The sequence below is a fragment of the Salimicrobium jeotgali genome (genome assembly GCF_001685435.2).
Lineage (GTDB): Bacteria > Bacillota > Bacilli > Bacillales > Halobacillaceae > Salimicrobium > Salimicrobium album.
Genome location: NZ_CP011361.2, coordinates 2,547,163 through 2,556,230, shown reverse-complemented (window position 1 = coordinate 2,556,230; position 9,068 = coordinate 2,547,163). Strand labels below are relative to the sequence as shown.

Sequence of the window (9,068 nt, the reverse complement as noted above, 5' to 3'; positions counted from 1 at the left end):
TTACTCTCCCTGTTCTTTTTTGTTCCTCTCTTGAGCCCGATGCAACACATATTCAAAATGCTTCTTTACATCCTCGATGTCCTCACGAGAAAGTTGCTTCCATTTTTCTATGTCATAAAAGCCCAGATCCATATCCTGCATATTGTTCTCTATCATAAACTGTTTAAGTTCTTCCAGTGGATCGAAGTTTTCGTCTTCGGTCTGGTTAGGGTCGTCTGAGCGGCCGAGGAGGTAATCTGTAGTTACTTCGAAGTACTCAGCAAACTTTCTGATCAAATCTGGATCAGGGTTAGTCTGACCTTTTTCATATCGTGATAATTGAAAGTTAGTCAATCCGAATATAGAAGCAGCTCTTTTTTGGGTTAGTTCATGTTGTTCTCTCAGTTTGCGTAATCGTGCACCTAGTACACTGTCCGCCATAATGGTAGCCTCCATAAAGTATTCTCCTTTTATTCTAGCACTTTTGCAATTTCAGCAAATAAAAATTGCAAAAAACGCTAATTAATTATTGAATTTGCATTATTTGCGATTTATAATTCAGTTATAGCGTTGCAATAAATGCAACAGGAGGTGAGAAAAATGTCTGAACTCAACCTTGAGAAAATAAAGCAATTGAGAAAAAAACACAAACTATCTCAAGGAGAAATGGCTGAAATACTTGGAATGAAAAGCCTTTACCCTTATCACAGGAAAGAATCCGGCAACCAACCATTTAAGGCGGAAGAGATCCATGCAATAGCCAGATACTTTGGGGTAGAAATAGAATATTTTTTTAATAATTCAGTTGCAAAAAATGCAATATAAAGAAAGGGGTAATCAAATGAATCAAATAAAAGTAATTGCTTCAGAAGGACAACTCGTCACAGACAGCAGAGACGTTGCCGACACCATCGGCAAAGAACACAAAGAGTTGATGAGATCCATCAGGCAATATCAAAGCATTTTAACCAGCGCAGAATTGCGCTCGTTGGATTTCTTCATTCCGCACTACTACTCAGACTCTAAAGGAGAGCAGCGACCTTGCTTCCTTTTGACGAAAAAGGGGTGCGACATGGTAGCGAACAAAATGACTGGAGAAAAAGGAGTTCTCTTCACTGCTGAATACGTCACTCGCTTTGAAGAAATGGAAAAGCAGTTTCAGCAACCGAAAGGATTATCTGAAAAAGATCAACTGAAAGCAGCAATGAAATTTTCGCTTGAGCATGATGAAACATTGAACCAGCACAATGAACGTCTCACACACCTGGAAGAAACGATGCGTATCGATGGAACGGAAGAACATCGAATTAGAAAGAGTGCCAATGCCAAAATCATGGAAGTCATCGGCGGGAAGAGTTCCTCGGCATACAAAGAATTGAGTCGTCAGGTTTTCTCTAATTTTTGGCGGGACTTCAAAAACCACTTCATGATTCCAAGGTATGGTGACCTTCCGAAGAAGCAATTTGAAGAAGGGCTCAGGTACATCAGTCTGTGGCAGCCGGACACTAGCTTACGTATGGAAATTGAAAGTGCCAATAAGCAACAGGTTATCCGGGAGGTGATCTAAATGTTCAAAGCTGAATTGCAACCGGAAGTAGGATTCTCCGACAAAATCTACGACATGTTCTACGAAATTGCAGAGCGGGCTCAAGCGGATGTCCAAAAAGAAAGTGAGCTTCCTTATCTACTCAATAAAAAACAACTTGCCGAGCATATTTTCAACGTAAGCACTCAAACACTGGATGCTCACATTATCCATCGATCGGACTTCCCTAAAGTGCGTGTAGGTGATCGTGCCCTTTATCCAAAAGATGAAGTGAAGACGTGGATCCGTAAGAATCTAGACACTACACACAAGGTTAGAGACTTAGGGTTCTCCCATAAAGAAGCTCTATAAACAAGATACCACTCATGAAATAAAACGTAGGTACTGAAACCGGTACAAACCAAAAGGAGGAGGTAACGTTGAAAAGTAAAAGCGGAAGAAAATTAAAGGAACTCAGACAGGAGAGGGGACAATCCCAGGAGCAACTATCACTGGACACGTTCTTATCCAGAGAGAGCATCAGTAAATTCGAAAATGGGGAGAGAAAGATTCAGCCGGAGCTCACGAACCATTACATCAAGCAGCATAATGACCCGATGCTTGCGCTTCATACAGTGTCAGAATACATGGGATGGCACATTGATCCTCTCGACGGCCCGGCGGCTGACACACACCGCACATCGATACACATGAAACTCCAGGAAGAAATGCAAGAGGCAGCGGAAGCGCTGGATCAATGCAGCATCACAATGAATCCTGATTACGTTGCTTCTTACGAACGGGAGAACATTAAGAATACAGCTATGGAAGTTGCAGATAGTATCCACGCATCCATCTTATATCTAGCAGAGATCTGCAAGTCCTACAACATTAGCTGGGAGGACGTTTGGGATGAGCACCAGCGCAAACTACAAAGCAGGGGGTACGTCAAATCATGAATATCGATAAACAGTTTTTACGCGAAGATGTAACGGAGGCCACGAAAGAATTCAGATGTGCCTGGGACTTGCTGAATAAGATGGGTGAGGAAATCATGCAGAACAATTATGAAGGTGCTGTGTCTGCAGCAGAAGGGTTTATACGATCCTCCAGGGAGCTGGAAGTCATGAAAGAACGAAAGAAGCGCCACAACCATTATGAAAATTTGTTAAGTCAACTGCACGTTGAAGGTGTAAGTGCTGAACTCGTTATACGGCGCGGGAGGGATTATTATGGCGAGTCATGAAAAAGCGCACATCGTTTGCTGGTTGCTATCCTATGTTTTTCTCTACGTTGCTATGGCTTATGGCACATAAAAACAGCCACTCATTGGCGGATGAGTGACTGTTGAGGGGTAACACTAGTTATCACAAATCTATTATAGCACTTGTGGGCGCAAGCCCGCAATCCTGGGCAGGAGGTATCCTGCTCGGGACAGTGAGCTTGCATCTATCACTCAGCTGCGGAGACTCCTTAGAGACACCGCATATGTCACTGTCTCTGCAGCTGACGGAAGGGAGTAAATAAGATGAATCATCCAGTGGTGGAGAAGTTAGAACGTGAAGGTCTGGCAGAAGCGGAGGTCTACGGTGTAGACGGTCTTGGCAATGAAGTGTATGTCGGAGACGAGATCTATGTCATCGACGAAGAATTTTTCCTTAAAGAAACGCTGACAGCTGAAAGCCAGGAGCTTCTGCAGACGTTGAAGGCTTCTGAGGAAATTGCCCAATAAAAAACTCACGCGGCAACGTGAGTCACTTAGGAAAGTTCTTTGACAATATTATATCAGAAATTAGGAGGAGGTCCAATATGGGCGTTAAAGCGCAGGTAATGCAAAGCACGTCGGACATGGAGCACAAAGAGTGGCTCGAATCACGAAAGAAAGGGATCGGCGGCTCAGACGCAGCTTCTATCGCTGGATTTAACAAATGGAAAAGCCCGGTGGTCGTTTACATGGAAAAGGTAGGAGAGATAGAGTCTGAGTCTTCCAATGCAGAGGCTGCTCACTTCGGTAATGTGCTCGAAGAAGTTGTTGCGAAAGAATTCACCCTCCGCACTGGAATGAAGGTACGGAAGCGGAATGCAGTTCTCCAGCATCCAGAGCACGAATGGATGCTTGCAAACGTTGATCGTCTTATTGTCGGAAAAAACGAAGGTCTTGAATGCAAGACAGCTAGTGAGTATCTAAAGGACGAATGGACCGGTGACGAAACGCCAATGGCTTACCTGCTCCAATGTCAACATTATATGGCCGTGACCGGAGCGGATGCCTGGTGGATCGCTGTACTCATCGGCGGTAATAAGTTCGTTTATAAAAAAATTGAACGGGATGAGGAGCTCATCGCAAACCTTATCGACCTAGAAAAAGAGTTTTGGGAAGAGAATGTTCTGAAACAGGAACCTCCAGAAATCGATGGTTCCGATGCTTCAACAGCTCTTTTGAAAAGCATGTATCCGGAAGCAGAGCCTGAGAGTGAAACAGATCTCGATGCAGAAGCGGACAAGTTGCTTGATGGACTGGAACAAATTAAAGAGGAAGAGAAAGAAATCAAGGAACGTAAGAAGAAATATGAGAACCAGCTTAAAGAGAAACTCGGAACTTATGAAAAAGGGTTCTCCAATCACTATGTAGTTACTTTCAAAAATCAAGAACGCAGGACGGTTGATTCCAAGCGTCTGAAAGCGGAAGAACCTGACTTATACGAGAAATACTCTAAAGTCAGCTCCAGCCGTCCTTTGCGTTTCAAGGAGGCTAAATAATGGCGACGAACAACACAGCGAAAAATCAATTGTCTCAGAAGAAAAATAATGCTCCTTCCAATAATGGAGGGGGCAACAGCGTAAACACGATCCAGGCTTACCTCAAGAAGATGGGACCGGAGTTCGAACGAGCACTTCCGAAACACATGGATGCCGATCGTCTAGGACGCATCGCTCTAACAACGATCCGTCAGAATCCTAAACTATTGGAAGCATCTGTTCCTTCTCTCATGGGAGCGGTGATGCAAGCGGCTCAGCTAGGACTGGAACCGGGGCTCATGGGTCATTGCTACCTTGTCCCTTTCTACAACGGAAAGATGAAAGAGACAGACGTTCAATTCATCATCGGTTACAAAGGCATGATCGACCTAGCCAGACGGTCCGGACACATCGAAAGCATTTATGCTCATGCGGTCTACGAGAACGATGAATTCGAGTATGAGCTAGGGTTGCACCCGAAATTAGTTCACAAACCAGCTTTTGGAACGCGAGGAGATATGGTCTTTGTTTATGCCGTCGCTCATTTCAAAGATGGCGGGTACCAATTCGAAGTCTTCAGCAAGAATGACATCGACCTGGTGAAGCAGAGATCTAAGGCAGGAAGCAATGGTCCTTGGAAAACGGACTACGAGGAAATGGCGAAGAAGACAGTCATTCGTCGGATGTTCAAATACCTTCCGATCAGCGTAGAGATTCAGGACCAAGCTTCTCACGATGAAACAGTCAGAAAAGATATCACAGACGATGCTCATTCAATTCACAACGAGGACTACATTCAAGTGGAAGCAACTGAGGTGGAAGAAGAACAACCACAGCAAAAGGAAGAACAGGCTGACGAAGATGTCCAGAAAGCGGCAGAGGGTCTGTTTGACCAGCAATGAGAAAAGTAGCTATTCCACATGCGTATATCAGTCTCAGCAAAGACAGTCAGGATCCAGGGCGACTCTTTAAAAAGTATGTGGCGGGTTATGTCCGCCACTCCTACCCTGGCTATCAATTGAAGCGAATAGAGAAGATGACAGCAATCATTGAACGAGGGCAGTAATAAAAAGGGGGTGAAGGAAGTGGCCAACCCACAGATAGAAGAAGGATATGTAAAAATTGCGAACGAACTGCTAGATGAGATTCCGAAATATAGATTTAACGGAACACAATTTAAGCTCATCATGATCGTTTGGAGATACACTTACGGATTTAATAGAAAGAGTCATAGTCTTTCGCTGTCCTTCATCTCCAAGCTGGCCGGAATGGATAAATCGTCAGTGAAAAAACAGTTGAACCAACTGATCGATAACAACGTTCTGTATGTGGCAAAAGAAGCTACGTTTAACCAGCCAAGAGCAATTGGCTTTAATAAGAACTTTGAAGAGTGGTCTATTGAGAAAAATGGTTCTAAACCACCACAGGGTGAAGAAAGTACACAGGGGATCAATAAACCTACTCTACAGGGTGCGGATTCACCCCCTCCACAGGGGGGCAATTACACCACCAAGAAATACAATATTAAAAACAAATATAAAGACAATAATACTACAACAAGCGCGCACGAGATTAAAAACGAATCTGATGTCGGGACGCCGGAAACCGTGACGAACGAAATAGCATCAGGAAAACTCGTTAAGGCTTATCTGGATTTTAATCAAAGGTTGAATCCGAATCCTAAGGATTATGAAGCGGCGAAAGAGATCATTGACTACGGTGTTCCAGTCGATGATGCGATTCAGTATTTGGAAGAGTGCATTGATTCATTCACTCAAAATCGCAAGCATCGAAGGCAGAAAATAAACGGTTTGAACTACTGTGTCGGTTTCATTCTTGATAAACACTATGAGCAAAAGGAGGAAACTAAAGATGCAAAGCATCCAGGAAGCACTCAAAAGTCCCGAACTTCAAAAACGTATAGCTCAGGCAAAGGAGCTAGCGCAGCAGAACTCGAACGACGACGAGCCCAAGCGGAACAAGCCTTCGGATACAGCTGAATGTCCGGACTGTGGTGGTACGGGGGCTGCCCTTTACAAAAAAGAGGTCACACGTGCAGACGGAAATGTTGAACTCCGAGATTTCTTCAAGCCATGCAGCTGCGCAGAACAAAAGAAATTAGAACGGCGCTTTCAGAATGCTTTGATTCCGGAAGAGTTTGAAGAGGCTGGTTTCAAACAATACGAGCGCAAGACAGAAGTTCAGAAAACATTGTTTAATGCTACGTTTCAGTACATGGAGGACATCGACACAATTTTGAAAGAAAAACCGAAAGTGAACAGTTTGGGCTTCATTGCTGTGTACGGAGAAAGCGAAATAAGAAATATGGATCCTGCCGAGCGATACAGCTTTAAACAGGCTCACAATAATTTCGGATTAGGCAAAACGCACCTGCAAATGGCCCTGGCACGTTACATCATCGAAAACATTCGAGTCCGTGATGAATTATCAGATGGATCGTTATCCAAGCACGACCGAGGGTGCCAGGTTCTATGCGTTTCAGACGTGGTCTTCATGGAGGACTTGATTCAGGCGAAGATGTCGAACGACGAAGGTAAGAAACTTCAGGACTTAATTCGAGGGGCCTGCAATGCGGATGTCCTTGTTTGGGATGACCTGGGGAAAGCGAAGTGGTCGGAGTCTAAGGAAGGTATGTATTACCAAATTATTAACGAACGCTGGAGGCATAAACGCCCGATCATCTTCAGCTCCAATGAAGCGAAAGGCTCTTTAAGCGACAAGATAGGCTATGCAGCTTCAAGCCGGCTGTTCGGAATGACCGGAAAAGAAAACTTGTATGAAGTCGAAGGGCAAGATTATCGACTCAGGGAGGACGAATAACATGTGCGAGAACTGTAGAGGAACCGGACGAACGTATGATTACGATAATGTAAGCACTCGCATCACCCCTTGCCCGAACGAACAATGCCGGGCAGAGGCAAGAAGGCAATCCAGGAAGCATATCGACCGCATCAAACAGTATTTTGGCATGGGAGTGTCGGCATGACATCAGATGTAGTCTGGATAATCATTGTAGTGGCTATCGTAATAATTTCTATAAGCGAAAAAGATTGATGGAGGTGTCGGCATGACTACACAGTTAACCATTGTCATCGGCATATGGATTGTCTCTCTGATTATCTTAGTCGCAGTAAAGACGGGAGAGTGAAAGGAATGAAGAAGATTTTAGACGCTTGCTGTGGTAGCCGGATGTTCTGGTTCGACAAGGAGCATGATGACACGCTCTACATGGATAACAGGCAGTTATCGGAGGAGCTATGCGACGGGAGAAAGCTAGAAGTAAACCCGGATGTTGTTGCTGATTTTAGGTACATGCCGTTCGAAGACGAATCCTTCTACATGGTCGTATTCGATCCCCCACATCTTTTGAAGGCCGGAGACGATTCCTGGCTCGCTAAAAAGTACGGCAAGTTAGACGATTTGTGGCAATTCGATTTAAAACAAGGCTTCAATGAATGTATGAGGGTTCTTAAGAAGAACGGTACGCTCATTTTCAAATGGAACGAAGATCAGATTAGCACCAGTGAAGTTATCGAGGCAATTGGACAAAAGCCTTTATTCGGAAATCGAAGGTCGAAAACACACTGGATGGTATTCATGAAATAAAAGGAGAGTGAAGAAATGGACCCATTCATGGCTAAAGACGTTACTGGCGAAGAAACAGTCAGACTCCAAGAAACAGACAGAGGAGATGTGTTCATCGTAGATGAAAAGGGAGAAGATAAAGAGATAATTATTGTGAAGAAAGAATCGTTAATCGATTTCTTGAATCAGCAAGATCTCCCAGGCGAATCCACTACAACAAAACAGGAGAGTGAGAAGGATGGCCACATCAATACATGAGACGTTCAGAAATATCGCTATGGGAGCTTTAGAATCGGTTCTAAGAGCCAGAAAAGGCATAATAAACAAACTAGAAAGCTGGGGCGTTGCTTCTGAAATTAACGATAAAAAGAAACGACTTTTGCACATTGAAAATACCCTCCTGCCCGTAACGAAGAAAAGCGTTCGACGCAAGAAGCTATTACAGGAACAGAAACAATTACGGGCATCTATCCAGGACTTGCGGGCTGATTATCACCATCTGCGTAATCAAACGAAACGGAACAAGCCGATTGATGCAGATGAGATTGATACGACGATTATGAATTTGAAGGGGTGGCATCGTGAGAAAAAATGACATGAAGCGAGTAGAAGAGTTATGGAAACGAATCGAATACATCGGAAACGCCTCCCACTTCGATGATGATACGATGACAGCTTTGGGTAGTGTTTTTGGAGAAATGAAATCAACCATCAAGCAACAGCAGGAGCGTATCGATTCCATCACACAAGCGCAAACACAATTACGCGGCGACGGTATGGAAAGGGTGGACTACATTCGTTTTCTCGAAAAGGAGTTATCCCACACGAAAAACGCGGCATTCCGTGACATCGAAAAAAGCCTGCAAGCATCTAATTATTTAGATAAGCCTTATAAATCCGTGGAGCGAAAAGAACTCTACAATCAACTAACGATAGCGGCACACGAGAATGAAAGTTTGAAGGAACAGAACCGCCGACTTACAACAGCGTTAGAGAGCATATACAGCATGACTCTACAAACAGACATTGATATAAACGGTGTATTTCACCGTTATGACTATCGCCAAGTCGCTAAAGAAGCATTGGAGGAGGATGAATGATGGAAGATGTAAATGAGAAATGCGAAGAATGCGGAAAGAAACTGGACCCCAATGATGAATATCACCAACGTTGGGGCACATGCGATTCATGCTGTTACGGAGTATTAGTCGGAGTTTAC

General features: G+C 44.0%; 16 protein-coding genes. 15 read left to right on the top strand and 1 reads right to left on the bottom strand.

Translation table 11 applies throughout. From position 1 onward, the window contains the following. Entirely contained in the window at positions 1-435 is a 435-nt protein-coding gene (locus tag AAV35_RS12990) for a helix-turn-helix transcriptional regulator (protein WP_008592603.1), read from the bottom strand. Between the two features lie 144 nt (positions 436-579). On the opposite strand from AAV35_RS12990, the gene AAV35_RS12985 reads away from it, so the two are divergent. From AAV35_RS12985 to AAV35_RS12920, 15 genes are all read left to right on the top strand, one after another. Then, a complete protein-coding gene (locus AAV35_RS12985) occupies positions 580-804 on the top strand; it encodes a helix-turn-helix transcriptional regulator (protein ID WP_008592604.1) in 225 nt (74 codons plus the stop codon). A gap of 16 nt (positions 805-820) precedes the next feature. Continuing rightward, positions 821-1,546 carry a phage regulatory protein gene (locus AAV35_RS12980; RefSeq protein ID WP_008592606.1) on the top strand — a complete coding sequence of 242 codons (726 nt, stop codon included), beginning with the start codon at positions 821-823 and terminating at the stop codon, positions 1,544-1,546. Then, on the top strand, positions 1,547-1,876 hold the full coding sequence (locus AAV35_RS12975) for a helix-turn-helix domain-containing protein (protein WP_008592607.1): 330 nt from the start codon (positions 1,547-1,549) through the stop codon (positions 1,874-1,876). It begins immediately after the preceding gene. A gap of 68 nt (positions 1,877-1,944) precedes the next feature. Next, entirely contained in the window at positions 1,945-2,463 is a 519-nt protein-coding gene (locus AAV35_RS12970) for a helix-turn-helix transcriptional regulator (RefSeq protein WP_008592609.1), read from the top strand. Continuing rightward, the gene (locus AAV35_RS12965) at positions 2,460-2,750 is read left to right on the top strand and encodes a hypothetical protein (RefSeq protein ID WP_008592611.1); all 291 of its coding nucleotides are present in this window, start codon (positions 2,460-2,462) and stop codon (positions 2,748-2,750) included. The genes AAV35_RS12970 and AAV35_RS12965 overlap by 4 nt, the downstream gene beginning before the upstream one ends. A 282-nt stretch (positions 2,751-3,032) precedes the next feature. Then, a complete protein-coding gene (locus AAV35_RS12960; RefSeq protein ID WP_008592613.1) occupies positions 3,033-3,236 on the top strand; it encodes a hypothetical protein in 204 nt (67 codons plus the stop codon). 77 nt (positions 3,237-3,313) lie between these two features. Further along, positions 3,314-4,264, top strand: coding sequence for a YqaJ viral recombinase family nuclease (locus tag AAV35_RS12955; protein WP_008592615.1), 951 nt, complete (start codon positions 3,314-3,316; stop codon positions 4,262-4,264). Then, on the top strand, positions 4,264-5,145 hold the full coding sequence (recT, locus tag AAV35_RS12950) for a recombination protein RecT (protein ID WP_008592617.1): 882 nt from the start codon (positions 4,264-4,266) through the stop codon (positions 5,143-5,145). The genes AAV35_RS12955 and recT overlap by 1 nt, the downstream gene beginning before the upstream one ends. A 183-nt stretch (positions 5,146-5,328) precedes the next feature. Next, on the top strand, positions 5,329-6,243 hold the full coding sequence (locus tag AAV35_RS14590; RefSeq protein ID WP_008592619.1) for a replication protein: 915 nt from the start codon (positions 5,329-5,331) through the stop codon (positions 6,241-6,243). Continuing rightward, positions 6,125-7,084 (top strand): DnaA ATPase domain-containing protein, encoded by a 960-nt coding sequence (locus AAV35_RS12940; RefSeq protein ID WP_237757046.1) that lies wholly within the window; start codon positions 6,125-6,127, stop codon positions 7,082-7,084. Before AAV35_RS14590 ends, AAV35_RS12940 begins: the two co-directional genes overlap by 119 nt. A 1-nt stretch (position 7,085) precedes the next feature. Then, positions 7,086-7,250, top strand: a complete 165-nt coding sequence (locus tag AAV35_RS14430; RefSeq protein WP_156330920.1) for a hypothetical protein — start codon at positions 7,086-7,088, stop codon at positions 7,248-7,250. A gap of 167 nt (positions 7,251-7,417) precedes the next feature. Next, positions 7,418-7,870 (top strand): class I SAM-dependent methyltransferase, encoded by a 453-nt coding sequence (locus tag AAV35_RS12935; RefSeq protein ID WP_008592623.1) that lies wholly within the window; start codon positions 7,418-7,420, stop codon positions 7,868-7,870. 15 nt (positions 7,871-7,885) lie between these two features. Then, positions 7,886-8,107 carry a hypothetical protein gene (locus AAV35_RS12930; protein ID WP_008592626.1) on the top strand — a complete coding sequence of 74 codons (222 nt, stop codon included), beginning with the start codon at positions 7,886-7,888 and terminating at the stop codon, positions 8,105-8,107. Next, positions 8,088-8,444 (top strand): hypothetical protein, encoded by a 357-nt coding sequence (locus AAV35_RS12925; RefSeq protein ID WP_008592628.1) that lies wholly within the window; start codon positions 8,088-8,090, stop codon positions 8,442-8,444. The genes AAV35_RS12930 and AAV35_RS12925 overlap by 20 nt, the downstream gene beginning before the upstream one ends. Beyond that, positions 8,431-8,949: a hypothetical protein gene (locus AAV35_RS12920; RefSeq protein WP_008592629.1), complete on the top strand. Its 519-nt coding sequence runs from the start codon at positions 8,431-8,433 to the stop codon at positions 8,947-8,949. The genes AAV35_RS12925 and AAV35_RS12920 overlap by 14 nt, the downstream gene beginning before the upstream one ends. Positions 8,950-9,068: the final 119 nt, after the last annotated feature.

Coding starts and splice junctions, on each gene's coding strand:
- AAV35_RS12965 (WP_008592611.1), top strand. CDS start 2,460: ATGAATATCGATAAACAGTTTTTACGCGAAGATGTAACGGAGGCCACG.
- AAV35_RS12960 (WP_008592613.1), top strand. CDS start 3,033: ATGAATCATCCAGTGGTGGAGAAGTTAGAACGTGAAGGTCTGGCAGAA.
- AAV35_RS12975 (WP_008592607.1), top strand. CDS start 1,547: ATGTTCAAAGCTGAATTGCAACCGGAAGTAGGATTCTCCGACAAAATC.
- AAV35_RS12935 (WP_008592623.1), top strand. CDS start 7,418: ATGAAGAAGATTTTAGACGCTTGCTGTGGTAGCCGGATGTTCTGGTTC.
- AAV35_RS12930 (WP_008592626.1), top strand. CDS start 7,886: ATGGACCCATTCATGGCTAAAGACGTTACTGGCGAAGAAACAGTCAGA.
- AAV35_RS12990 (WP_008592603.1), bottom strand. CDS start 435: ATGGAGGCTACCATTATGGCGGACAGTGTACTAGGTGCACGATTACGC.
- AAV35_RS12955 (WP_008592615.1), top strand. CDS start 3,314: ATGGGCGTTAAAGCGCAGGTAATGCAAAGCACGTCGGACATGGAGCAC.
- AAV35_RS14430 (WP_156330920.1), top strand. CDS start 7,086: ATGTGCGAGAACTGTAGAGGAACCGGACGAACGTATGATTACGATAAT.
- recT (WP_008592617.1), top strand. CDS start 4,264: ATGGCGACGAACAACACAGCGAAAAATCAATTGTCTCAGAAGAAAAAT.
- AAV35_RS12925 (WP_008592628.1), top strand. CDS start 8,088: ATGGCCACATCAATACATGAGACGTTCAGAAATATCGCTATGGGAGCT.
- AAV35_RS12985 (WP_008592604.1), top strand. CDS start 580: ATGTCTGAACTCAACCTTGAGAAAATAAAGCAATTGAGAAAAAAACAC.
- AAV35_RS12980 (WP_008592606.1), top strand. CDS start 821: ATGAATCAAATAAAAGTAATTGCTTCAGAAGGACAACTCGTCACAGAC.